Annotated in this window: 24 protein-coding genes; 9 read left to right on the forward strand and 15 right to left on the reverse strand. The window is 48.2% G+C overall.

Features of this window, described 5'->3' with window-relative positions:
- Positions 1-16 precede the first annotated feature (16 nt).
- The 12 genes from ACETMN_RS07755 to ACETMN_RS07810 form a co-directional block, all read right to left on the reverse strand.
- A complete protein-coding gene (locus ACETMN_RS07755; protein WP_091016159.1) occupies positions 17-778 on the reverse strand; it encodes a threonine/serine exporter family protein in 762 nt (253 codons plus the stop codon).
- Positions 779-1,023: 245 nt separating this feature from the next.
- On the reverse strand, positions 1,024-1,329 hold the full coding sequence (locus ACETMN_RS07760; RefSeq protein ID WP_411735955.1) for a hypothetical protein: 306 nt from the start codon (positions 1,327-1,329) through the stop codon (positions 1,024-1,026).
- Between the two features lie 64 nt (positions 1,330-1,393).
- Entirely contained in the window at positions 1,394-2,437 is a 1,044-nt protein-coding gene (locus ACETMN_RS07765; RefSeq protein ID WP_411735956.1) for a S66 peptidase family protein, read from the reverse strand.
- A gap of 111 nt (positions 2,438-2,548) precedes the next feature.
- Entirely contained in the window at positions 2,549-3,865 is a 1,317-nt protein-coding gene (locus ACETMN_RS07770; protein WP_091015190.1) for a DUF4179 domain-containing protein, read from the reverse strand.
- Complete coding sequence (locus ACETMN_RS07775) at positions 3,862-4,377, reverse strand: sigma-70 family RNA polymerase sigma factor (protein WP_091015188.1); 516 nt, start codon at positions 4,375-4,377, stop codon at positions 3,862-3,864. The genes ACETMN_RS07770 and ACETMN_RS07775 overlap by 4 nt, the downstream gene beginning before the upstream one ends.
- A gap of 227 nt (positions 4,378-4,604) precedes the next feature.
- The gene (locus ACETMN_RS07780; RefSeq protein ID WP_091015187.1) at positions 4,605-5,126 is read right to left on the reverse strand and encodes an ankyrin repeat domain-containing protein; all 522 of its coding nucleotides are present in this window, start codon (positions 5,124-5,126) and stop codon (positions 4,605-4,607) included.
- A 69-nt stretch (positions 5,127-5,195) separates the two neighbouring features.
- Positions 5,196-6,059: a helix-turn-helix transcriptional regulator gene (locus ACETMN_RS07785; protein WP_091015185.1), complete on the reverse strand. Its 864-nt coding sequence runs from the start codon at positions 6,057-6,059 to the stop codon at positions 5,196-5,198.
- An 18-nt stretch (positions 6,060-6,077) separates the two neighbouring features.
- The gene (locus ACETMN_RS07790) at positions 6,078-7,109 is read right to left on the reverse strand and encodes a GNAT family N-acetyltransferase (RefSeq protein ID WP_411735957.1); all 1,032 of its coding nucleotides are present in this window, start codon (positions 7,107-7,109) and stop codon (positions 6,078-6,080) included.
- A gap of 149 nt (positions 7,110-7,258) precedes the next feature.
- On the reverse strand, positions 7,259-7,669 hold the full coding sequence (flgB, locus tag ACETMN_RS07795; protein WP_036610664.1) for a flagellar basal body rod protein FlgB: 411 nt from the start codon (positions 7,667-7,669) through the stop codon (positions 7,259-7,261).
- Between the two features lie 184 nt (positions 7,670-7,853).
- Entirely contained in the window at positions 7,854-8,669 is an 816-nt protein-coding gene (speD, locus tag ACETMN_RS07800) for an adenosylmethionine decarboxylase (protein ID WP_091015183.1), read from the reverse strand.
- Positions 8,670-8,826: 157 nt separating this feature from the next.
- The gene (locus ACETMN_RS07805; RefSeq protein WP_036669296.1) at positions 8,827-9,405 is read right to left on the reverse strand and encodes a DUF1273 domain-containing protein; all 579 of its coding nucleotides are present in this window, start codon (positions 9,403-9,405) and stop codon (positions 8,827-8,829) included.
- A 72-nt stretch (positions 9,406-9,477) separates the two neighbouring features.
- Positions 9,478-10,626, reverse strand: a complete 1,149-nt coding sequence (locus ACETMN_RS07810; protein ID WP_411735958.1) for an RluA family pseudouridine synthase — start codon at positions 10,624-10,626, stop codon at positions 9,478-9,480.
- A gap of 189 nt (positions 10,627-10,815) precedes the next feature.
- On the opposite strand from ACETMN_RS07810, the gene ACETMN_RS07815 reads away from it, so the two are divergent.
- The gene (locus tag ACETMN_RS07815) at positions 10,816-11,223 is read left to right on the forward strand and encodes a hypothetical protein (protein WP_411735959.1); all 408 of its coding nucleotides are present in this window, start codon (positions 10,816-10,818) and stop codon (positions 11,221-11,223) included.
- 216 nt (positions 11,224-11,439) lie between these two features.
- On the opposite strand, the gene ACETMN_RS07820 is transcribed toward ACETMN_RS07815, so the two are convergent.
- Positions 11,440-12,150 (reverse strand): GT-D fold domain-containing glycosyltransferase, encoded by a 711-nt coding sequence (locus ACETMN_RS07820; RefSeq protein WP_411735960.1) that lies wholly within the window; start codon positions 12,148-12,150, stop codon positions 11,440-11,442.
- Between the two features lie 311 nt (positions 12,151-12,461).
- On the opposite strand from ACETMN_RS07820, the gene ACETMN_RS07825 reads away from it, so the two are divergent.
- From ACETMN_RS07825 to ACETMN_RS07845, 5 genes are all read left to right on the forward strand, one after another.
- Positions 12,462-13,151, forward strand: a complete 690-nt coding sequence (locus ACETMN_RS07825) for a glycosyltransferase (RefSeq protein ID WP_411735961.1) — start codon at positions 12,462-12,464, stop codon at positions 13,149-13,151.
- Between the two features lie 18 nt (positions 13,152-13,169).
- Entirely contained in the window at positions 13,170-14,159 is a 990-nt protein-coding gene (locus ACETMN_RS07830; RefSeq protein ID WP_091015176.1) for a polysaccharide biosynthesis protein, read from the forward strand.
- A 63-nt stretch (positions 14,160-14,222) separates the two neighbouring features.
- On the forward strand, positions 14,223-15,749 hold the full coding sequence (locus ACETMN_RS07835) for a nucleotide sugar dehydrogenase (RefSeq protein WP_256975071.1): 1,527 nt from the start codon (positions 14,223-14,225) through the stop codon (positions 15,747-15,749).
- Positions 15,736-16,482 carry a class I SAM-dependent methyltransferase gene (locus ACETMN_RS07840; protein WP_091015174.1) on the forward strand — a complete coding sequence of 249 codons (747 nt, stop codon included), beginning with the start codon at positions 15,736-15,738 and terminating at the stop codon, positions 16,480-16,482. The genes ACETMN_RS07835 and ACETMN_RS07840 overlap by 14 nt, the downstream gene beginning before the upstream one ends.
- A 468-nt stretch (positions 16,483-16,950) precedes the next feature.
- Positions 16,951-18,060: a glycosyltransferase gene (locus tag ACETMN_RS07845; protein ID WP_411735962.1), complete on the forward strand. Its 1,110-nt coding sequence runs from the start codon at positions 16,951-16,953 to the stop codon at positions 18,058-18,060.
- Between the two features lie 245 nt (positions 18,061-18,305).
- Here the strand turns inward: ACETMN_RS07845 and ACETMN_RS07850 are convergent, their stop codons facing one another.
- Positions 18,306-18,830, reverse strand: coding sequence for a DUF5412 family protein (locus ACETMN_RS07850; RefSeq protein ID WP_091015171.1), 525 nt, complete (start codon positions 18,828-18,830; stop codon positions 18,306-18,308).
- Between the two features lie 24 nt (positions 18,831-18,854).
- Complete coding sequence (locus ACETMN_RS07855; protein ID WP_091015170.1) at positions 18,855-19,748, reverse strand: helix-turn-helix domain-containing protein; 894 nt, start codon at positions 19,746-19,748, stop codon at positions 18,855-18,857.
- A gap of 114 nt (positions 19,749-19,862) precedes the next feature.
- On the opposite strand from ACETMN_RS07855, the gene ACETMN_RS07860 reads away from it, so the two are divergent.
- From ACETMN_RS07860 to ACETMN_RS07870, 3 genes are read left to right on the forward strand one after another with little or no spacing between them, the layout of a single operon-like run.
- On the forward strand, positions 19,863-21,683 hold the full coding sequence (locus tag ACETMN_RS07860) for an ABC transporter ATP-binding protein (RefSeq protein ID WP_411735963.1): 1,821 nt from the start codon (positions 19,863-19,865) through the stop codon (positions 21,681-21,683).
- Positions 21,676-23,649 (forward strand): ABC transporter ATP-binding protein, encoded by a 1,974-nt coding sequence (locus tag ACETMN_RS07865; protein WP_411735964.1) that lies wholly within the window; start codon positions 21,676-21,678, stop codon positions 23,647-23,649. Before ACETMN_RS07860 ends, ACETMN_RS07865 begins: the two co-directional genes overlap by 8 nt.
- Positions 23,646-23,771 (forward strand): hypothetical protein, encoded by a 126-nt coding sequence (locus tag ACETMN_RS07870; protein WP_411735965.1) that lies wholly within the window; start codon positions 23,646-23,648, stop codon positions 23,769-23,771. The genes ACETMN_RS07865 and ACETMN_RS07870 overlap by 4 nt, the downstream gene beginning before the upstream one ends.
- The last annotated feature ends 2 nt before the right edge of the window (positions 23,772-23,773 follow it).

Here is a 23,773-nt window from a genome sequence, read left to right on the forward strand (position 1 = left end):
CCTGCATTCCTCCGTCTTACATAAAAAGTGAAAATACAACTGCAATGCCGGTACCTATGGCAAAAGCAGTCAGAAATGCCTCGGCTCCCTTGGATAATCCGGAGACGAGATGTCCGGCCATCAGGTCGCGTACAGCATTGGTAATCAGTAGCCCCGGAACCAGCGGCATAACCGAACCAATGATGATTTTGTCCCGTTCATGACCTACTCCCATATAGATCAGGAGAAAAGCGAGTAAGCCAATGACAAAGGATGCCGTAAGCTCGGCAAAGAATTTGACCCGCACCAACCGGTGAAAGGCAATAACGGCTGCATAACCTATGCCCCCGCAGATTAGCGCCGGAAGAAAGTCGCTCCAGCCTCCGCCAAACATAATGGTAAAACAACCACTGGATAACGCTGCGGCCGTAAGCTGCACAGCCGTTGAGTAGGAGGAAGGCTTGCCTTCGATCTGCACCAACAGTTCATGGGCTTCCTGAGCGGATAGCTCACCTTGTCCGATGCGGCGGGAGACCGCATTCACCTCGGACACCTTGTCCAGATCCGTCGTACGCTCGGAGATACGAATTAGCTTGGCGGGTTCGGTTGCATCAACAGAAAAGAAGATGCCTGTAGGCACAACGTAACTGTGTGAATGGGGTAAACCGAGCGCAGCGGCCATACGTTTCATCGTATCTTCCACACGGTAGGTTTCACCACCGCTTTGCAGCATGATTTTGCCGGCGAGTAGACAGATGGCAATCACGCGGGATTGTTCAGTAGGGTTGCTGTCAATCATACCCGTCTCGACTTGTGATACGGGTGATGAATCATGACGTATGTATTCCAACCGGATCAAGCTCCGTTTCATAAGTGATATGGGGTGGTGCGACACCATTGTATCATATTTCACACGCTCGCAAGGAATCATACCGCACCATCGCCAAGACCATAAAAAAGCTTCGTTCCCAAGACTTGAAGATCTTAGGAGCGAAGCTTCGTGGAACAGATTCGGATATAAACGGATATACAGGAACACTACCCCTACATCAACAGAGTAATAACCAACAATTCATACAGCACAAGCGGCAAAATCGTAGGTCCAAACAAGGCGCGCGGTTCAGGATATCCATGCATCGGGGTAACCTGGAGATACAAAATCCCCCGGTCTGCACTGATGATGACACCTTCCCACACTTGCCCATCGATATTCTGGACTTGTACCTTCTTGCCTACATGCTGCCGGGCTGTATGATGAAGCATATTCCGCACACTTTGCACGGATTGAAGCATCGGTTGATTGGCTTGATACACGACACGCATGGATGGCGTGGATGTGGATTCAGACATGATGCACAACCCTTCCTCAAAATAAGTTCTTACTTCAAGGTATGCATCTGCCTATAAAAGGTGATTACACAAACGCCGTCTCAAGGCTCCCGCATCCATTTTCATAAGCGACTTTGCCCAATGCTCCATTCACAAAGGTAAGCTGGGGCGGAACATGGCCGAGATCCACATCGTACAGTACAGGGACATCCAGATCCCCAAGTGCAGAGGATAGGGCATCAGTAAAATTGAAATCGGCTGTATCGGAATAACCCGCAGGTCGGCCAAACATGAAGCCTTTCACACCTGCAAACCAGCCAGCCTGTTTCATCTGCCACAGATGACGGTAGATATCCCCCGCATTCATCTCACAGCTTTCCAGATACCAGATCGTTCCTTCGTCTGCACAGTACTGATCCAGATACGATTGGACGGGTGCATACGGCGTACCAATCAGACTAGTGATCGTATCCATGCAGCCGCCGATCAGCCGACCGGAGAACACCACAGCGGTGTCTGCATCTTCCGAGTGTCCGAGCTTTTTCCAGCGTGAGGGTGTGTCCAGGTTAAATCCAGGCAGGTCCATTTTCCATGCCGATTGATAATGTGTGGAAGACGATTGTGTGATCTGTCCGCCGTATTCGGTCTGTAGAACATCAATCCAGCGCGCAGTCACCGGATCGAGGGCGTTTGATCTTAGATCAACATAATTGGTGCCATGTGCTGATGCTGTTCCGGTGAGCAGGGTGTATGCGAACAGGAACGTGCTGATATCCGAATATCCCATGACCCATTTGGGCGGCAATGTTCTCAAAGCTTCCCAATCCAGCAGGGGCAGGATATCCATGAGAAACTCCCCGCCCCATGGAGGGATAATGGCTTGAATAGTTGGATTGCGGAAAAATTCATTCATCTCTTCGGCGCGTTCTTCTTTGGAGGCACTTACACATTTGGTATTGTGGCGGAGCGACGGGCTTTCCATCACGCCAAAACCAAGGCGCTCCATGTTGCGTTTACTCTCCTCAAGGTAATGGTGCAGGGATTCGCCTACACCGCTGGAGGGTGCAGCTACACCGATGGTATTTCCCGGAGCGAGTGGTTGCGGATAACGGATGGAACGATTATTCATTGCGGAAACACCCTTTCCTGTAAACATATCAATTTAATGTAGTTGTTTAATATTTTCATTATAGTGCATGAGTACGTCGTGTGGCTTACAATTATGGCTGTTACATTTTCTTTAGGGAGTCACAGGAATTTCAATAGAGAACGGTGCACGAATTTGATCAGGGTAAGAGAATATTTCCATTGTCAGATCTCCTTTGGCTGCGGCTCCATTTTTAATGACAACTCTTGCTTCAAAGACGGAAGGGCTCCAGCTTACTTCATTAATGTCGAAGGGGTTTCCTTTACTGTCCTCAATATTGGTAAATGATAGCCCTGATGTAGCATTTTGAGCATCTACAATTGAAAACTCGAGGATCAGATTTTTGCCCTGGACTGAGCTTTTCAAAAATTTCAAATTTGATGGGCCACCTTGGATTTCACCCGATAATGGATCGATACTAATAACCAGTTCATTCTTATCCACTGCTGAAAGGCCAGACCCTTGGAGCGTCAGTTTTTTCGGAGTGGAGAAATACATGCTTTCGAAAAAGACGGAATTTCCAGAGCCTCCGATGGAAGATGAATCGGTTCTCCATGCTCGGCCTTGCTCATCTACCAAGTGCAGATCACGAATGCCAAAGATTTTTTTGGTGTTGTTCCGATCATATTCGATATCAAGTACAAGACGAGTGGGATACAGAACGGCCTGTTTCACATAAATACGTTGCTCGTCCACGGTCATAGTTTGGTTTACTGGAATGATTTTTTTCATGCCTTTTGTTAAGCTGTGATCCACGGGGAAGGTGACCTTCCACTTATTATTCGGTTCCTTACCTCGTTCCTTAAATACAACGGTCAGCTCTTGTGGTGGTAAAGATTCTGTGAATGAGACATCGATTTTGTCCTCGTAAACGCCACTTCTTGAAGCCGGCTTAGGAGAGGAATAACTAAATCCAACCGGAAGATCTTTACCGTTTTCATCCAGCAAATCGATATCATATCCACCCTTCTCCGGATCTTTCATGCCCTTCATCGTGTAAAAAATGACCATACGTGACTCGTCTGTGATAATGCCTTCAACGGTCAAGGAAGCACCATCATGTTCGTCGGTGACGCCGACCTTCTGCAAGAGGGACTGATCAATCGCCATCATTAATCCTTTGTCCTGACGAATCATGCTAACAATGCCTTCCATGCCAGGCAATTGCTCCACGAAGGACGCAAAAGCGGGAGAGACACGGATACATCCCGTAAACAGCAGGATGAGGGCAGCTGCCGAGATGGAACTCATATACCAGCGCAGCCGGGACTTTCGCTTACGGGCAGCTTGGCGAATTCCCGCTTGCACAGCCTGAGAGGCAGCATCCGGTATAGGCATGGTTTCGTATTCCATCTTGCGAGCATTCAGACGTTCTTCCAATGCGTCAAATGATTGTTGTTCATCCGTCATGAGGATGCATCTCCTTTCGTTTCAAGTTGAATCCGGAGTTGTCCGAGTGCCCGATGTAATCGGGATTTTACGGTTCCGATCGGGATGTCGAGAATATCGGCAACTTCAGTTAAAGAGAAACCTTCGAAATAACTCAGAATAATAATCTGTTTGCAATCTCGGTCAAGGGTGGAGACGGCGGCGTCAAGATCGGGGTCCGCAGGACGATCCCAACTGCTGGATTCATGAATCTTGGTGACGGGACTGAACCGATTTTTGCGTTTGCGTTCGTCTGCACAGTAGTTGAGCAGAATGCGGATGAGCCAAGTGCCAAAGTAGGAGGGCTCTTTTAATTTTTTGAGTTTATGGAACGCCCTGAATGTTGATTCCTGAATCGCTTCGAGCGCATCACCTTCGTCATGCAGGTAGGCATAGGCGATACGGTACAGTTGGCTCTGATGTAATTCCATTAAGGCTGCAAAAGCCTCGGCATCCCCTTTTTGTGCGGCGATGGTGAGCTGAGTAGGGGTCACATGGCTCCTCCTTTCATGGATATGTTGAGTATTAGACCGTGTAAGGCGTCAAAAGGTTCTTGTTTTCTGAAAAAATATGATGTATTGCGATTTCTATAGAAGTTGAACTACGTATGTATCCGAGAACGTAGAGGACAACACAAATAACCGTCAGACCTTCTCTTTGTACTCCAAAAAGAGTTCTGGCGGTTGTTCGTGGTAATGCTCACGTTATCTAATCATTGTTGCTACTGCGCTGCAACGGCTGCTTGCAAGCATGAAGCTGTAGACGTGTTACCACGTTCAAGTGAAATATCCAGTGCGGTCTGGCCAGCTGAGTTCAGCGCGTTTGGATCAGCTCCATGCTGAAGTAACATCTCGATAAGTTCGATCTGATCCGTATGGAATGCTGCCGAGTGCAACGCATATTGTCCATCGCTGTCCAGAATACTCGTGGATGCCCCATGTTCGAGTAAAAGTTGGATAACTTCTGGCGAACGTTCTCCCGCAAGCGCGGCATGTAGTGCAGTATTGGACGGAATAAAGGAAATCTTGGAATGAGAAAGGGCGTTAGCATCCGCTCCATGCTCCAGAAGAAGACGAACTGCTCCTGCTTGTCCATAATGAGATGCATACCCCAGCGGAGTTAACCCATCCTGATTTTCAGTATTGGTGAGTTCCGGATGAGAAGCGAGCAATAATTGCAGGTTGGCCACATCTCCAGCCTGTGCAGCCTGAAATAGTTGATTCATCTGTTCAGGATGATTCATAAAGGAATACCTCCATCTGATGAGATAATGTAATTATAGATGTTCCTCTTCAGAGGTTCTTCTTCATAATCACCTTTTTGCCCGCAGCTGGGAAGGAGAGCTATGGAAGCGTCTAGTGAATAATGAACTGAACGAACCGAGGCTTTCGAAGCCCACATCATAACAGATATTGGTGACAGACCTGTCCGATTCTAGCAAAAGCCGCTTCGCAGCCAATAGTCTGCATTCAGTCAGATAACGATGGGGTGAAGTACCAAACAACTTTTTATAATTGCGTAGAAAATGATTCACGGATAGTTGTGCAGCCGATGCTGTCTGTTCTAGCGTTAACGGCTGATCATAGTAGGCGGAGATATACTCATGCCCGATATACACTCTTCGATACAACTCTTCTCGGGTTGAACGTCTGATCATATCCAGTTCGTTGATCTCTTGCTGAACGTTACGGTGTAGATCCAGCATGTGAACAGCAAGCTGATGAAGCTGCTCCGCTATTGCCCAGGAATCCAGCATGTCTTGACTGTAGAGATTATGCAACTGATTCAGGGCTGCGCCAAGCCGATTATTCATCGCGTATGTACGTTCTACCCACTCCATCTTGCTTGAGGGTGAATAACGATACGGCTCATCAAGTAGCCGAAGATCACTGGTAATTAGATTCCGGCCGATCTCTTCCACATAACCGGGAGGGAAGAAGATACAGAAGGATTCAACTGGCGTAGATGAATCAATGTGAAGACTATATTCCTGGCCCTCATTCAGAAGCAGATAGTTCTCATTATTGACTGCGAAGTGACCGCGTCCCGCTTCATAGAGCGTTTTTCCGTTACGGAATGTTTTCAGTGATAGCGAGCCGCTGCCTTTCCAATCGAATTGGGAACTCGATTCATGCAGAATGAAGGGTACAGGCCGAGGAAGAGGAATCTCCAACACTTGCAAGCACCTCCAAGCTTAATTCTGGTTATACAGCTTCTTCACAGCTTCCAGCCCAGGCAAGGCAAAGCAGGCGAGTGGAGAAGGCAGATCATTCAATGGGAACCAGCCGATCTCACCAATGGCTCCGCCTTCTTCCAGATTACGAGCATGGCCGCCAATCACCTTGGTGGAATAGAGCACGGATATCCAATGTTCCTTCTGCTCTGGCTGGATCGTCTCCGCTGTGCAAAGCAGACTGTCAATGGCAATATCCAGATCCACTTCTTCCTTGATTTCACGGATAACGGCGGTTTCCAGTGTTTCGTAGGGATCGACTTTCCCGCCGGGAATACTCCAGGTATGCTGCTCGGGCTGACGATTCCGCCAGGCGAGAAGCACTTCGCCCCGTTCATTCAGGATGACCGCACCTACGCCGATGCGAGGTGATGTTTCAGATTCGCCTTTTGAGTCCATTTCCCCAGATTGAGGAGTGTGAGTAGATTGGAATGACAATGGAAGCCCAGACTGCGCCGACCATTCCTCGGCAAGGATACTCATCGAGATCAGGTCGTAATGCATGCCATCCCGCAAAACTGCTGAACGCTGGCGCCCCTCTTCCCGGAATCCAGCTTTTAGGTACGCACGTCTAGCCGCTTCATTGTATTCGATGACTTCCAGCGCAATCCGGTTCAGATTCAATTCGTGGAAGCCATACCGAAGAATCAGGGCGAGGGCATCGCTGCCATATCCTTTACCCCGATCATTTTCTTCACCGATGCCAATCGCCAGACGGGCGGAGCGATTGTTCCATTCAATCCGGTAGAGGGCTGTGAATCCAATAAATCGGTTACCCTCCAGTGTACGTAATGCAAATTCAAAGCCGTTGTCTCGACGGACAGAGGAGGAACCTGTCTCATCCGGCGTTAATGGAACAGCAATATCGGTATCCATGTTGCGCAAATATTCGTAATCGTCCGTGAAGCGGGAGAGACGCATGCAATCTTCCGGGTATGGGGCCGCGAGTCTGACTTTGGAACCTTGAAAAGCATTTAAATGACGTGGAGCCATGTTGCACCTCTTTTGTTCGATATGAAATCAATCGTTTCCCCCCATTATACTACGAACAGGAGAGGATACCGAAAAATGGCACCAAACGAGCTACATTCACGTGAAAAACAACAAAAAAAAGCAGCCGTTTCGGGCTGCTTGTACATTCATTATTTCAGATCATTCAATAAATTCTTCATTTTTTTGTAGTGTCCACTGACCCGATCGACCATGTAGTTATACATGAGCTGATTCTCCGAAAGATTCGCCATTTCCTTGTCAATGTCAACGTTATTGTTGTTATTGTTCATGGCTGTTTCGTTGTTCTCGACAATTCGGTACTGTACGATGGAAGAATTGGGATCACTGATAGGAAAGTGTTTGTCATGAGTCCGCTTCATGGCGAGTTGATCTGTTTTGCCATTTTCAACGATACGTCTAAGCTCTTCCTGAAACTCTACCGTTTTCTTTTTGTAGTTGGGCGTGTCTGCATTGGCAATGTTATTGGTGATGGCATTGTGTTGTGCAGTCAGTGCTTGTAACAGTGATTCGTTACGTCTTGTCGTATTCGTTTCGATCACGGGCTCAGTCTCCTTCACTGTAGATTGATACAGTTACTTCTATAATAAGAAATAAAGTTGCACACTGTCAACATAACAAAGAAAAAGACAAGCACATGCCGGAGGTCCCCCGAAAAGAAGAACCCTGCCTTCATGAAATCTTGTCTTAAACCTTGCCCTTATGGATCAGCGTTGAACAACCTCTTTAAGAGGGACGATTCATATTTTTGCCGTAATAAATCTCGTCCATCTCCAGCTTCAGCCACTCCGTAATCTCCTGTTGTTCCTTCTTGCTGAGCTTATCTTTGGTGTACCCAAACAGATAATTGTCGAGATCAAATTCCCTCAGTTTACACTTGGTATGAAAAATATTCTCCTGATAGACGTTCACGTCAATCATATCAAAGCTGCTCTTGATTTCATCCGGAATATAATTCTGTATTGAGCCGATCTCATGGTCAATGAACAGCTTGCGTCCGCTCGTATCCCGCGTAAAACCACGCACCCTGTAATCCATCGTCATAATGTCGGTATCAAAGGAGTGGATCAGATAATTCAGCGCCTTAAGCGGTGAGATCTCACCGCAGGTGGAGACATCAATGTCCGCACGGAAGGTACTGATGCCTTCACTGGGGTGGAACTCAGGATAGGTGTGCACCGTGATATGGCTTTTATCCAGCTGCATAACGACGTTATCTGGCAAAGGGCCGGGAGATTCATCGAGTGATTCCTCGGGGATCTCCACGATTGGACCTTCCGAGACCAGCATCGTCACACTCGCACCTTGAGGCACGTAATCCTGCTGCGCAACATTAAGAACGTGGGCCCCGATGATATCGGAGACGTTGTTCAGAATTTTACTCAACCGGGCGGCGTTATACTGTTCATCAATATATTCAATGTAAGCTTCGCGTTCGTCTTTGGTTTTGGTATAACAAATATCGTACATATTAAAGCTCAATGACTTGGTCAGGTTGTTAAATCCATGCAGTTGAATGCGCTGCTCTGGCGTAATTGTCATGGTTGCAGTTCCCCTTATCCCATACGACATATCATCGCAGTTATAATACTACTTATACCCAACCTGCCTCGAAAAAAAACATATGTACGTCATTCGAAATACGTTTCTCCTCTGATCACGGCTATGCATGAAAGGACTTCAGATAATCTACATTTTTTCAGAATGAAGAATCGTCAAAGTCTATAACATCGTTCATGCGCTCATCCTCAGCTACAGATTGAATATCCTCTGAAGTGACACTGATGATTGTATAGTCCTCGTTCTGCTGTTTCTTCACGGCTTTTTCCTTCACAAAACGGGGACTGCCTTCTCCAGCATCTTCGTCATAGACGAGGAGAAGACCGTCGCTTTTACGCAGCAACAGGTCATCCCGTGCAGTGAACTGCCACGGCCCGATATAAGGTTGATTGCTAATCGCACCGTAATAGTCCACACCCGAGAGGATGGAACGGTAATACTCCTGTTTGTCTTCTTTCCATTGTTCCTCCGGGTTCTGAAAGGCAGTAATAATTGACAGCTTTAGATGCGGATACGTCTTCTTCAGATCAATGACCACTTCGCAGGCCCACAGATCCACACCGTATTGTCCCGGCGTCAGCACCCATTCCAGACCATCTTCGACAAGAGGTGTGAGGCGGGAGGAGATGGCTTTTTTGATAAAAGGAATACCTTCATGCTTCTGTCCAAAAATCTGCAATTCATGTGCCCGGTAACCGGTGATCAACAGGTTTTTCAGTGTCCGTTCCTCCTTTCAGGCATGATCAATGGATCAGTGAATTTTCTATATATGCACACATTAGAGGTGCAGTTACTTCGCAGGTGGAGTTTCTGCACGGAACGGATACAGGAATGGCTTTGGAATATCCGTTTCGAATGACATTAACTCATCCGTTGTGGGATGGATAAACGAGAGTATACGTGCATGAAGTCCGAGACGGCCAAGGTCTCTTGTGCGCGCGCCGTATTTTCTGTCACCAGCAATCGGATGTCCGAGATCTTCCATATGCACACGAATCTGATTTTTACGCCCTGTCTCCAGACGCACTTCCAGCAAGGAGAATTCACGGTTCGACTTCAGACGCTTGTAATGTGTAATGGCATGTTGTCCATCATTTGGACGAGAGCTGGAGTACATTTTCAGCGTTTTGGTTTCCTTCAGCCAGGAAGAGATGGTGCCTTCTTCTTTGGCTACTGAACCTTCAACAAGCGCAACGTATACGCGGTCCTGCACATTTTCCTTCCAGTTGTTTTGCAGCTTCTGCTGTACCTCTTCACTTTTGGCAAACATCATCACACCCGATGTATCCCGATCCAGACGATGGACAACAAAGATCCGGTTGAGCGGATTGATGCGGCGTACATGCTCTGTCAGTTGGCGATAAGCCGTCAGGTCATCCGTCTTGTCAGCGGCAATGGACAATAGTCCGGCTTCCTTGCGGATCACAATGATATCATCGTCTTCATGCAAAATGTTAATACCCGTCAAGGATGGAGCAGCGACTGCACCTTCTTTACGGATGTAGACAATCTGACCTGGCGTCAGCGCTTCATTAAACTTGGTTACGACCTTCTGATCCACGGATACCTGTCCACGACCCAGAATGGACTTCACTGCGTTCCGTCCTGATTTCAAATGCTGCAACAGGAAGTTCAACAGTTCATCCGGTTCGGTCACTTTATACTGGCGTGGTGGTTCCTGCTTGCGATAATAGGAATTGCCTGGTCGTTTGGATGCGCTGGCATTTTTGGGTTTGTTGCCTCCAGCTTTCTTGGGTGCACCCGATGATTTCGCGGCTAATGGCTTCTTATTCTCCTCCGTATTGCGTGATGCGGAAGCACCTGATGATTTTGCAGATGAGAAGTTAGACTTGCCGGACCGTGCTGAAGATGAACCTGCATAAGATTTCCCCTTGGCCGAGGCCGATGTCTTGCCTGTTGGACGTTTGCGTTTATTCATGAATAGTAATCTCCTTCTGAACAGCCTGTACCGCTTGTGTGCATACGATCCGTTCATTTTCGTTATGCAGTTCAATATACCATTAACAGTCGACAAATAAAAATAGGTTCATGCAATCTGCATACATCCAATCATAAGAGTAGTGAGATTCATAGGATAGGGTATCCCATAGCATTGGAGGTGTTACTCATGGGCGTGTTTCTCGATATGAGAACTTCGATGAACTCGGCAACCGTAGGACAGCCCGGTTTGTCTCTGTCGGTATCCCCGGCAGCGTTCGGCACCATTGGTCTTCAGACGCTGGGAGTGGTGAATCCCATTATTACGTTGAACGGGACAGTAGGTGTTACGGGAGAACTGGGAGATACCTTTGTTGTGGAGCTTGTGCGGGGTTTTTTATATGATCCTTTCTATGTCATCTACCGTGCTGAAGGGACGGTTGGACAGAACGGCGGTGCCGAATTTCATTCATTCACAGCTCAGGATCTAGCTGCACCACCAGCATTGGAAAGTGTGTATACTTCGTTCATCTCGGGGGTGTCCACAGCAGTAAGAACCGGGCCGGAGATGTTATACGGTATTGCAGCCACCGGTTAGTATTGAAAGGCGAAATATTACAGGCAGAGTGCTTCGTCATCACTTCCGTTGAGGGCAGAGTTCGCTTCAGATCCCAGAAACGCAAGACAATGCAGCGATAGGTCTCGACTAGCGCCAGCAAGAAACCCCCGGCTTAAGAAGTCGGGGGTTTTTGCCGTACAAGCATCTGCATGTTTCAATACAACTCACGAATCTAAAGTTTGGAACGGTCCATGATCAGTTGGCACGGCCTTTCAGAATGATGTTGTTGGCTTTGCCAAAATCGATGGCTACTTTACCTGCGAGTGCAGCTGTTCGCTCCGCAAGGATAACCGCATTGACGCCACAGGAGAAGAGAGCGACATCAAATATAGTTTGATTATTCTGAATCCAATGCAGCGTTTCATCCATTTGATCATAGCTGTCAAAGGGCAGGGCAGTCACAATGTTCAGATTATACGGCTCACGTTCGAGCATGACACGCAGGGCCTCAATCTCACGAGTAACAAGTAATACACGCTTGCCTGCAAGCATTTGCCAGAAACGCGGGTTCTGCGCCAGTTCCCGATTAACACAGGCGTGACAAGTCATCGGAGGAGAGATGCTAAAGTGTGCAAACACCATATCAGTCAGAGGTCTTTTGAGATAATCCGGCGCGTTAATGGTACTGTCACCGCGAGGAAGAACGCCGACGATATCCGCCCGTTGCAAGGAAGCAGCGACTTCATCCCGGAGCTGCGGGTTGGGAAGACGCAATCCCTTTTGTCCTAAATTGGCTTTCTTGGCCCAACGCTCCTGAAGGACCTGTTCCGTGGTCCACACGGTTTCTTGAGACATGACGATATTCTCGCCATCACCGACTCGCACAAGCGAGAGCGGACGCTGTTCACGAAGCGCCGCTTCAAGCTGCTCAAGCACACCTTCCAGTTCAAGATAGATCGAATCCATTCAGCGATTGCCCCCTTTGAAAATAGAACTGCTCTATTCTATGTTGCGACTGGAACAACGATATGTACGTTCGACCCGCAGGGCTCCATCTTCAGGCGTATATGAATCTATTTATATGGAAAGTTAGTACATCTGTCGGTACCGCTTCTACTAACGTTTCATACGTTATAGAGTGCGGGATTCCAAAGGAGATGTTGCTTGGAAGTGATCAGATAGATAGAAGATGGTTTTCGTAGGAAGACGGCATCGAAACTATGAAAACAGTCTGCATCCGATAAACGGAACTTGCAGTGTCCATGAGGAGGAATGTTATGTCCAGGAAAGTTGTAATTGAGATTAACTTCAACAATTATGGGATGGACCCGCAGCGATTAACGCGGGAGTGGCTGGAGCGTCGGATGGGCATCTTCCGCACGTTCACATTGCATTGCCTGAAGGCACAGACGAATCAGGATTTTCTGACCGTGGTGAAGCTGTCCAAGGAATCGGGGGACTTGATGAAGGAGATTCTGGCAGGTCAAGAGCCGCTCCCTTCCAATATCCGTTTTGGAACAAATATTGAAAGTGTGCGTGCCATTTTGGCTTTTGCTGAAGGCGCAGAGGATATCTATATTGCCCGTCTGGATTCGGATGATCTGTACCATAGAACCTTTGTCCAACAACTCTACGATATTCAGCCACAGCCGCAGACGGTAGCACTGATTAATCAGAACGGTTATCTCTGGGATAGCGTGAACAACGAGATGGCACCAGCGTTTCATCGTTCTCCGCAATTCTATGTCTACCTGTATAAAACAGCGGAGTACGCGTCCGGATACCGGGTCAAGCTTCCGGGCAGAGGTACACATGGCAATGTCATAGACTTGCCGCATGAACTTCTTGCTCCGCGCAATTATGTCAACATTGTACATTCGAACAATACTTCAGTGAAAAAAGTACCGCCCAAGGACCGATTAAGCCGGGATGAGATGGCACAGGTATTACGGGAATTTATGATCTGATCAGGGAGGGATTCATCGATGATTCAAGGACAAACGATTCTGATCACCGGAGGAACAGGCTCCTGGGGTCAAAAGCTGACCGAGGTGCTGCTGGAACAGGACCCGGCTGAGATTCGCCTTCTGTCACGCAATGAATACGCCCAGATTGCAATGCAGCGTGAGTTCAACCATGACCCGCGTCTGCGATTCATCATTGGAGATATCCGGGATTATCGGGCAGTGGAAGATGCATGCAGGGGCGTGGATGTGCTTTTCCATTTGGCTGCGCTGAAGCATGTTCCGGTCTGCGAGGACCAGCCGGATGAGGCGTTCAAGACCAATGTGATCGGGACACAGAACATTATTCGGGCTGCGATCCGTATGCGGATTCCCAAAGTTATTGATGTGTCCACGGATAAGGCGGTAGATCCGATTAACGTATATGGCATGACAAAGGCTTTGGGTGAAAAAATGATGATCCGTGCCAATTGGCTGAGTGAAGGGACCCGGTTTGTCTGCATCCGCGGCGGTAATGTGCTTGGAACCAGCGGAAGTGTTGTGCCCTTGTTCCGTCGTCAGATCGATGAAGGCAAGAGCCTGACCATTACAGACAAAGGCATGACCCGTTTTTTCCTTACGCGTACCGAGGCCATACATTTACTGCTTAAGGCCGCTGAGGCAGCCGTGGGCGGAGAGACGTTTGTGATGAAAATGAAAGCTTGCAAGATGACGGAACTTGCATCCGTCATGTTGGAACAGGCAGGTCGTCCATCCTTCGATTATAAGGTGACGGGAATTCGTCCGGGGGAGAAATTGCATGAAGTGCTGATCTCGCCCTTTGAAGCACCGCGCACTCGTCAATACGATGCACAGTATTATGTGATCCTGCCGGAACACCAGGACAAGGGACTGACGGAACAGTACAGCAGCCTGCCTCGTGTGAACTTCACAGAGTATCGTTCGGACAGTGCCATGATGAACAAACCAGCGATTGCCCGGTTTTTGCGTGCAGGCGGTTATATCGATTAGGGTGTGTCTCAAAACTGCTTCAACGGAGTTTTCAGACACGCCCACCGAAGGGAGGCGGAGCATTTGGAGTTGGAAGGAATGGAAGAGAATCATCAGCATGAGCAGCATGAAGGAAATGAAGAGTTACTGCGACGTACCCTAATACAACCTATTCATGACCGCTCCTTGAAAGCTGTCGTCATCGGTCTAGGTTATGTAGGTTTACCCATGGCCATGGAGATGGCCCAGGCAGGTTATCAGGTCCACGGGATCGATATCGATACCTCCAAGGTAAACAAACTGCGTGCAGGGCACTCGTATGTCATTGGCATTGAGGATGATGTCCTGCAGTCTCTCATGAAGGCAGGTTTGTTCACGGCCAGTACGGATTATGCAGTGGTGGCAGAAGCGAATGTCATTGTAATCTGTGTGCCCACTCCGCTGACTGCCGAGCACCAACCGGACATCTCGTATATTGCGGCGGCGGTGGATGGCATGACTCCGTATTTGCAGGAGGGAAGTCTTGTTATATTGGAAAGCACGACTTATCCGGGCACGACGGAAGAGCGCGTGAAACAACCGATAGAAGCGGCAAGCGGCTGGCGGGCGGGAGAACAGTTCTACGTTTGCTATTCTCCCGAGCGGGTAGATCCGGGCAGTGTGCATTATGGGGTAAAAAATACGCCAAAGATCATTGGCGGCTCTACTCCTGCCTGTCTGGATTATGGTAAACAGTTCTACGGCTCGTTCCTCAACGAAGTTGTTCCGGTCAGTTCGACGACGGTAGCAGAGACGGCAAAGCTGTTCGAAAATACGTTTCGCAGTGTCAACATTGCACTTGTAAATGAGCTGACTCCGGCCTGTGAACAGATGGGCGTGAACATCTGGGAGGTGTTGGGTGCGGCGGCCACCAAGCCGTTTGGTTACATGCCATTCTATCCCGGTCCAGGCATCGGCGGACACTGTATCCCAATCGATCCCATCTATCTGTCCTGGGCGGCAAGCCGGCAAGGATCGGAGCTGCAATTTATCCAGTTGGCGGATACAACCAATCGGCAAATGCCAGAGAAAGTAGTGAAGCGTGCCGCGGAGTTGCTGGAGCAGAAGGGAATATCTATGCGGGGGGCGCGCGTTGTACTGGCGGGAATGGCTTACAAAAAGGACATTGACGACTTGCGCGAATCACCAGCGCTGGACGTCTTTCGGCTGCTGAGCGCAGCGGGGGCAGATGTGGTTTTCGCCGATCCGATGGTGCCTGTCTTCCGCAAGGATGATGGGACAGTGCTGCACGCTAGTCCGGCGGTGCCGGAATTGTGGGCATGGGCTGATCTGGTGATCATCACAACGGATCATTCGGGATTCAATTATCAGGAGATGGCAGATCATGCGAAGCTGATCTTCGATACACGTAACGCAACGGCCGACTGCCACGGGGGAAATATTGTGGTGCTGGGCCAGCCTATACGCCCTAAGGTGAAGGGAGTTCGCGAGCAACAGGAGAGTGTAGCATGGGTAGGACAAAAAGAAACGGCAGTCGAGGATACTGCAGCTCACCATGAAGTTGCCATCGGCCTCGACAAGGATCAGGGAGATGCCCATGGCAAATCATGATCGAGTGAGTGAGCGCTACTATGGCGAGATTAATTCGGAAGATTCTCATGAAGCGACGAGAACGCGTATCCATTGGATGTGCCGTGAGGCGACAGGCAAACGAATCCTCGATGTCGGGTGCAGTCAGGGCATTACGTCCATTCTGCTGGGCCGTGAAGGATTTCGTGTCACTGGCATTGATCTGGAGGAAGAGAGCATTAGGTATGCACAAGAAGAGCTTGCCAAAGAGTCTAGGCCAGTTCGGAACAATGTAGATTTTAGAATGCTGGATATTACGCAATGGAAAGTCAGAACGACTTTTGACACGGTACTGCTTGGAGAAGTGCTGGAACATTTTGCTCATCCAGAGACTTTACTGATCCAGATTCATCGGCTGTTGCAAGAAGAGGGGACGCTGGTTGTAACCGTGCCATATGGATATCATCCGTTCTATGATCACAAGCAGACCTTCTATGCAGGAAATCTGGCGATGTGTCTAATGCCATATTTCGAAGTCTTGAAACTGGAAGTTCATCATAAATATCTATGTTGCGTGGCCCGCAGACGGCGGAGAACACAGCTGCATATGTCGCCAACGTTAGATCAACTGATGAAGTGGATGGAGCTGGATCATGCACATTTTGCCGAGGTGGAACAACAGCATCTACGCGCAATGAAACAGCGCAAGAAGGCTCTGGACAGTGCGGTGGAGCAGGTGAAACGGCTTCGTCGTCAGGAGAGTGGGGAAGGGTAGCAGTGAAGGTAGGGACAGAGACAGCGGCAAGGCGAGGGTTAGGGCCACAAGAGCATCTTTTATTCCTCCCTGTTGTTTAGTGTGACGGCAGAGCTAGAGCTATTCTATATTCTAACGAATCTCACACGCCTTATTTTGACGAAATAGACGAGATGAGAAATGTAACGAATCTCAGCGGTGCTATTTCATCTGAAAGCTTTGATAAACGACGAATAGTTCCCTGAAATGCGAGAATAGAGGGTCTCAGATTCGTTACATTTTCCAAGTAGCTGAAATACACCAAATAGCGTCACCTCAGTTCGTTAGCCAAGGCGAAGATGAAATAAATTCCGTGACCAATACCAAATACCAATACCAAATAAATTGGAATAAACATTCACACGAAACGGTGAAGGCAGAAAGAATTTCAAGAAGCGGAGCTAAAAGGGACAGGAAGGGGCTCAAAACGTGATCACCATCAGTCTGTGCATGATTGTGAAGAACGAGGAACGCACGCTGGCGCGCTGTCTGGACTCGGTTGCCGGCATCGCGGACGAGATCGTCATTGTGGATACCGGTTCATCGGATCGCACGATGGACATCGCTGCGCAGTATACCGACCATGTCTACACGCATGAATGGAAGGAAGACTTTGCCGCAGCGCGGAATGAGTCATTCGCCAAGGCCACGCAGGAGTATATCCTGTGGCTTGATGCGGATGATGTGCTGCTGCCCGCGGAACGGGCGAAGCTGGAGGTGTTGAAGCAGCAGCTTCCGTCCGGGGGGAAGACGGAAGCTGTGATCTTGAACTACACGCTGGCCGAGGGAGCGGAGGGGAGTCCACTTGTGACGGACCGACGCCTTCGCCTGGTCAAGCGGGATGCCGGGTGCCGCTGGCATGGCCGGCTGCACGAGCAGCTCAGCTTCCCGCAGGGCGAGGTCATTACGGCAGACATTGCCGTCACGCATCGCCGCGAAGCGGGACATCATTCGGCGCGAAACGTGCGCATTTTGCGCAAATGGATCGCCGAAGAGGGCGTAGCCCAAGGTCGCCTGCTGTTCTATTATGCAGGCGAATGTTATGACCGCCAGCGTTATGCGGCGGCGGCACGCGGGTACGCGAAGCTGCTGGAACAGCCAAGCGGTTACCGCGAGGACTGCCTAATTGCCTGCGCGCGGCTGGCGGAATGTTATGAACGACTGGGTGAGCCGGGCCGTAAGCTCGGCGCACTGCTGCAGTCTTTCCAGTATGATCTGCCGCATGCCGACTTCTGCTGCGCCATTGCGGCTTGTTTCCATGAACGGCATGAACCCGTCTCGGCGATCTACTGGTATATGCAGGCAGTCGATGTGAGCAGCCGCGACCCAGGTCTGCGCCCGGTGCCTATGGCTTGCCGCACCTGGCTGCCACATGCTCGTTTATCCCTTTGTTATGCCCATCTAGGCAACTGGGAGCAGGCATTGATGCATAACACCAGAGCCCGTGAGTACTTGCCAAACGATCCCGGATTGCTTGCCAATCGGCAGAAGCTCGAAGTTGTGGTACGCAAAGAGATGAAGGAGCGGGAAGAACGTGGTGAAGTGTCACCGCGTAAGTAGGGAGACGAACTGAGACAGATAATGAACAAGAGCAGCCCCGCTTAACCGAAAGAGTCGGTGAGTGGGGCTTGTTACGTTTCTCGTGCCGCGTGTATTTCTTGCCATGGTGTAATGAAGTAGCATTTGGTGAAATTTTCACAAGGCTTACACAGCGTAGAACTTTTGATGTACGTTGCAGTGAGTATTACGCGTCACAAGATGAGACCTTGAGTGCTCGGGGCCGTCATTTTAGCTGCTAAGTTGCTTTACTTTTCAGGTGCCCAGCATCGCACATACTGGTCTTTCATCCGTAAGCTTTTGCACGCCCAGCCCCATCCATCATATATTTCGTCATCGATATTGAGGGTAATGGTCTCATCCGTGTATTCATTCCAGTTTTCAATCCGGAGTGTGTTTTCATTTTCCCATTCAAGATGGTTATTTCCGTGGTGCTCGGCACGATAGATCGTTTGTACTGTGGCATCCTCAGGTACATTTGTCTTCTTCACATCGACCCAGATTGTAACGCCGCCTGCCGCACCACCATAGGGCACACCATAAATCTCGGCAGTATACTCACCATTCCTTGAAGGAATGGAATAACTCAATTCCCCCAGTTCGGAACGGTCAAATGTGGAGAAGTATGGGCGGAGCCAGAAATACAGGAATAAGGCAACGAACAGCACAAGAATCAATAATGTAAATATGGTGAAAAACGGGTGTGTACGTATCCAAGGTTTGCGAGAATCTGTATGGGATGAACTTGAATTAGCTTGAGTATTTTGATCCATAAGCATTGGACCTCCATTTGCAGCTTACAGTGAAATTTGCTTTGCAGGGATATAAATGTCCATTTCTCCGTAGTGGTCCTGAGCCAGACTGCCATCAATTCGTTCAAAGTAGTATGAGTCACTCTTCTCGTACCCTGAATGGCACTGCCAATATTCATCAATAAATGTCCAGACACTGTCCAGATGATCAATGTTGATCAGACTTGGATGGAAATCACAGACGAATTTGAATACGGCATACTGGTTGGCCGGGACCTCAATTCCGTCCAGTTCTTCAGGAATATGATCCAGACTGGTTACTTCTACAGACGGCTGATATGTACTGTAATCCTCGTTAATTTCATTGGTAAATCCGATATATACGTTGGGTTGCAGCACGTTAGGAATCGAATGAAAGTGTTTTTCAAAAAAGTCGTTGCCTGCTGAATTGGCTTCATAATGCTCTTCGTTATCTGCATACCGAATATGGGAACGCTGTCCGATGAGTTTCATGACCGGTTTTCGTACATACGTTGGTTTGAAAATATATCCATACGGAAGTATTGTGATCATGGATGAAGTCATACGAGCTGTGAATTCAAGGTCTCCAGCTCCCTGTTTGCGATATTGCAAGGGTGTGATCCCAAAGGTTTGTTTGAAAGCACGTATGTAGGATTGTTCATGTTCAAAAGCGTAATGTCCACTGATATCGATAATTTTCCAATTCAAATTCACCAATTGCTCCAGGCTGCGCGCCAATTTGCGTGAACGAATGTATTCTCCAGGCAATTGCCCACTCACATGTTTGAACATGCGATGCAGGTGGAACTTGGATATATGAGTCACGGATGCCAGATGATCCAGTGTTAATTTGTCTTGAATATGGTCTTCTATGTAGTCGAATAGCTTATCAAGTGTGTCTAGCAAATCATGTTGCATATCAATCTCCCTACTTCAAATAGTACTTACAGCAATAAATGTTCATTTTTTCCTTATCACCGATGATATCATAACCAAGTACATAATTTAATGACAAGATTGGAGAAACCATCCATGTTAGCTGACAAAAGAACGTATACAACGTTAGGCATGATAACTCGATTATGGACATTAACGGGCAAGTACGGTGTGTTCATCATTCTGTTACTATTCGCCGCATGTATGGTCTCCCTGATTGAGGTCGGTTATTTGGAATCGATCCGAAGACTGGTCAAAGGTGCTACCGAAGCACAGTTTTCGTTACTCTACTCAGGTTTGATCATAGGCGTTAGCATTGTAGTATTACGATTGATTGTAACCGCATTCATGACGAGGGTCGAGACGTTATTCCAGCAAAAGACATTATTGTCTATGCAGTCTCTACTGTTCTCATCTCTAGGCAACACAGAGACACGCGATCTGGCACATTATCATACGGGTGACTTAACCTCTAGGGTCTGGACTTCAGCCAAGGAAGCACAGAAGGGGATCAACCAACATGGCATTGAACTTGCAAAAAATATCATTCAGCTGATTCTTGCCTTTGCTTACTTCAGCTGGGTGAACTTGCCGTTGTCATTGGCTATCATTGCATTCACGTTAATCTATCCTCTTGTAACGGTAGAACTTGGTAAACGTCTACAAAGACGACATGATCAGTTAAATGCCAGCGCAGCGTCAAGAGATGAGATGCTAACTGAAATCATCCAAGCCCCGGTTGAGATCCGAAGTTACGGACTCGCGGGTTATGTACACCATCATTTTAAAGAGCGAATGGATCAGGTGTTCAAATATACGATGTCCGTATCTGTGTTACAACGACTTTCGGAAGCAGCCGGACGGGTCTCGACGTATGGTGGCATGATTCTGATTCTCTATCTAGGCGGCATGCAGATCCTGAATGGACATATGGATGTAGGAGGACTGGCTGCTTTTCTGGTAGCAAGCAGTCAATTAACTCGTCCGATTGAATCGTTATCTGGGCTGTGGAATGATTTTATTGGTTCGGCTTCTCATGCGTCCAGAATCTTTGAGGTGTTGGATTTGGAGAAAAAGAACACGGTTGCTAATCCCAGTACAAATACATATGTACGGTCCGATACGAATTTAGGGCAGCTTGAAAACCAATCTAAACCGGCTGGCATCAACGTACAGCATGTGTCTTATAAGTATGCAGAGCAAGAAGAAGTGTTAACGGATATTACTTTTGAAGCCAAGAAAGGAAAGCTTACTGTAATCACTGGGCCAAGCGGATGTGGGAAGACCACGTTATTGAAATTAATAGCCGGATTAGATAGACCTGTTACTGGTTCGATCCAGGTCATGAATCAGAAGAATTCACTGAAGGATATGCACGAAGTTCAGACAGCGTATGTCAATCAGGTGTATGTTCCACAACAAGCCTTTATTTTCACAGGCACAGTGGAAGAGAATATTGTTTTTGGACAAGAGGGGATATCTGCCAAACAAGTAGAGGTTGTGGCCCACATGACTTATGCACATGACGCCATTATGCGGCAATCGCTCGGTTATGGGACAGAGCTTCAACCGCAAGGCGGGACAATGTCGGGTGGTGAGCTTCAGCGTATTAGTCTAGCAAGAGCGCTGCTGAGGAACCCGGATATTCTATTGTTGGATGAACCGACGTCATCTCAAGACCCGTGGCATGAGCAAAGATTGAATGATCTCTTTGCCCGAATCACTGCTGACAAAGGCACAACGGTTATTGCAGTTACTCATCGATTATCGCTGATAGAACGGGCAGATCAGGTCATCTATATTCAGAAGGGACGCGTCGAAGATACAGGGACTCATCGTGAATTGCTGGATCGTCCCAATGGATATCGGAGCTATATTGCGGAGCAGTATACGGAAGTGGAGGGGCAGCATGAGTAACAAAATTGAAGATGCAGCATATGCCGATGGTGTTGGAACGAAGAGCAGTCAAGAGAAAAGTGGAGCATATGAGATAAATGAAAATAATGAAATAGAAAATATCGAAAATGAAGCTCATCATCAGATAAACGAAAGTGATGTTCCAGATGACCCAAAACAAGCTGTATCACTGGCAACGGTATGGCCCGTTATTTATCGCTGGATGAAGCCTTATGGATTAGCTTTAGCGATCTTGCTCATTTTTATCGCAGCAGATGCAGTCTTTGATTGGGGACTTGCCTTTGTACAGGGATTCTTCGTGGATGCCATTCATGATGGGGGACAGGAGCAGCTTAATGCTACGGCGTTGATCTTTATTGCCATTCTGGCAGGGTTTATCGTATTGCTCGCGATGCATCGGTATGTGCTGGTATGGCTCAAGGAATCGATGCAACGGGATATGTCCATGGATCTGTTGAAACTGTTAAACCGGATGCCCTATTCCTGGGTGCGCAGACAGAAGTCCGGAGATGTGATGCTTCGCATCAAGGAAGACACCAAGCATGGTGCAGAAGTTGTGGAGGCTATTACAGAGGGTGTTACGGTTGTATTCATCATTGCTCTATCGCTGGGATACTTGTACAGAGCAGATGCATGGGTTGCGGTTATTGCCTTGGTAAGTGCAGGGGCAATCTGGTTTACGGCGAGGTTGTATGATCAGCGGATTGTACATCTGTCCGATGAGGTCGAATCCAGAGAAGGCGAGTCCCAAGAACAGATCCAGCAGTATGTTGAAGGGATACCGGTGATTCAGATGTATGATGCTTCACCGTGGTTTCTCGCTCGTTTTCGGACACAACAGCAATCACTGAATCGTGTTCAGGCTAAGTTACAGATGACCCTGAGCATGTCGGATAACGTGTCGATGGCGGTGTTTGGTCTGGCTCAATTGGCAGCGTTGTTCCTTATTGCTCTGTCAGCGGCTAGGGGAACTTTGTCTCCGGGCATGGTTGTTGCAAGTAGTCTGCTGTTTGAATTGGTGGTGTGGCCAGTACTCGGCTTGTCCAGCCAGTGGAGTCAGATGCAAGCCAGCGTGGGAGCATTTGGACGTATCTCTGCATGGTTGAAATTGGCGGAGAACAAGAAGACAGACGCATCTAATACTAAGCACGGGGCGCTTGCACAGGGAATGTGTAACCAAGATCAAGGGAGTACACAAAAAGGGGCACATAAAGAGAACGAAATGGCTATGCTACGTTTTCAACAGGTTACGGTAACCGATGAAGACAGTGGTCGAAAAATTCTGGATCAGATTTCGCTTAGTCTGGTTCCTGGTGAATTGGTTGCGGTAGTTGGCCCCAGCGGGGCAGGCAAATCTACATTATGCCAAGTGTGTGCAGGGCTGATCGAGCCAACAAACGGAAGCGCATTGCTGGGTAATCAACATGTTGCAGAGTATATAGAGATGGATAATGAAATGGATAAGCAATCCAGACTGACGTATATGCCGCAGACCCCAACTTTTTTTACAGGAACGATCGAAGAAAATATTCGTCTGAGTTCAGACGTTACATTGGACAGAGTTAAGCTTGCGGCAAAGCAGGCAGGTTTGCATGAATATATTGAGACACAGGAAGGACAATACGCAGCAATGTTGCATGAGAAAGGGGCCAATCTATCCGGAGGACAACAGCAGCGACTGTCGCTTGCCAGGCTCTTTATGAGGTCATCCGATCTGTACATTCTGGACGAACCAACGTCATCCCTGGATATTCAGACAGAACAGAAGGTGATGAATCACTTGCTGAACTTTATGAAAGGCAGAATCGGGTTGCTTGTCACACATCGGATGGAGGTTGCTCGTCAGTGTTCTCGTATCCTTGTAATGGAGAAAGGCCGAATTGCCGAGGATGGGACGCATGAACAGTTAATGCAGAGGAAAGGATTGTATTATCGGATGAATGCAAGAGGCGGTGATACAACATGAATGAATCTGGGGTTAAGAAAGTAATGGATACGCTGGAGTTCTTGAGTCAGGATCGGGAAGCACGTCGTTTGTATGAAGAGCGTCAGAAGTATTTGCGTGATGAAGCTTCCATGATTGAGTAGGC

This window comes from Paenibacillus sp. M2 (assembly GCF_046713495.1).
Taxonomy (GTDB): Bacteria; Bacillota; Bacilli; order Paenibacillales; family Paenibacillaceae; genus Paenibacillus; species Paenibacillus amylolyticus_B.

Excerpts from the sequence above, each read along its gene's own strand:
- ACETMN_RS07755 (WP_091016159.1), bottom strand. The coding sequence starts at position 778 with ATGATTGACAGCAACCCTACTGAACAATCCCGCGTGATTGCCATCTGT.
- ACETMN_RS07760 (WP_411735955.1), bottom strand. The coding sequence starts at position 1,329 with ATGTCTGAATCCACATCCACGCCATCCATGCGTGTCGTGTATCAAGCC.
- ACETMN_RS07765 (WP_411735956.1), bottom strand. The coding sequence starts at position 2,437 with ATGAATAATCGTTCCATCCGTTATCCGCAACCACTCGCTCCGGGAAAT.
- ACETMN_RS07770 (WP_091015190.1), bottom strand. The coding sequence starts at position 3,865 with ATGACGGATGAACAACAATCATTTGACGCATTGGAAGAACGTCTGAAT.
- ACETMN_RS07780 (WP_091015187.1), bottom strand. The coding sequence starts at position 5,126 with ATGAATCATCCTGAACAGATGAATCAACTATTTCAGGCTGCACAGGCT.
- ACETMN_RS07790 (WP_411735957.1), bottom strand. The coding sequence starts at position 7,109 with ATGGCTCCACGTCATTTAAATGCTTTTCAAGGTTCCAAAGTCAGACTC.
- speD (WP_091015183.1), bottom strand. The coding sequence starts at position 8,669 with ATGACAATTACGCCAGAGCAGCGCATTCAACTGCATGGATTTAACAAC.
- ACETMN_RS07810 (WP_411735958.1), bottom strand. The coding sequence starts at position 10,626 with ATGAATAAACGCAAACGTCCAACAGGCAAGACATCGGCCTCGGCCAAG.
- ACETMN_RS07815 (WP_411735959.1), top strand. The coding sequence starts at position 10,816 with ATGGGCGTGTTTCTCGATATGAGAACTTCGATGAACTCGGCAACCGTA.
- ACETMN_RS07820 (WP_411735960.1), bottom strand. The coding sequence starts at position 12,150 with ATGGATTCGATCTATCTTGAACTGGAAGGTGTGCTTGAGCAGCTTGAA.
- ACETMN_RS07825 (WP_411735961.1), top strand. The coding sequence starts at position 12,462 with ATGTCCAGGAAAGTTGTAATTGAGATTAACTTCAACAATTATGGGATG.
- ACETMN_RS07830 (WP_091015176.1), top strand. The coding sequence starts at position 13,170 with ATGATTCAAGGACAAACGATTCTGATCACCGGAGGAACAGGCTCCTGG.
- ACETMN_RS07840 (WP_091015174.1), top strand. The coding sequence starts at position 15,736 with ATGGCAAATCATGATCGAGTGAGTGAGCGCTACTATGGCGAGATTAAT.
- ACETMN_RS07845 (WP_411735962.1), top strand. The coding sequence starts at position 16,951 with ATGATTGTGAAGAACGAGGAACGCACGCTGGCGCGCTGTCTGGACTCG.
- ACETMN_RS07850 (WP_091015171.1), bottom strand. The coding sequence starts at position 18,830 with ATGGATCAAAATACTCAAGCTAATTCAAGTTCATCCCATACAGATTCT.
- ACETMN_RS07855 (WP_091015170.1), bottom strand. The coding sequence starts at position 19,748 with ATGCAACATGATTTGCTAGACACACTTGATAAGCTATTCGACTACATA.
- ACETMN_RS07860 (WP_411735963.1), top strand. The coding sequence starts at position 19,863 with ATGTTAGCTGACAAAAGAACGTATACAACGTTAGGCATGATAACTCGA.
- ACETMN_RS07865 (WP_411735964.1), top strand. The coding sequence starts at position 21,676 with ATGAGTAACAAAATTGAAGATGCAGCATATGCCGATGGTGTTGGAACG.
- ACETMN_RS07870 (WP_411735965.1), top strand. The coding sequence starts at position 23,646 with ATGAATGAATCTGGGGTTAAGAAAGTAATGGATACGCTGGAGTTCTTG.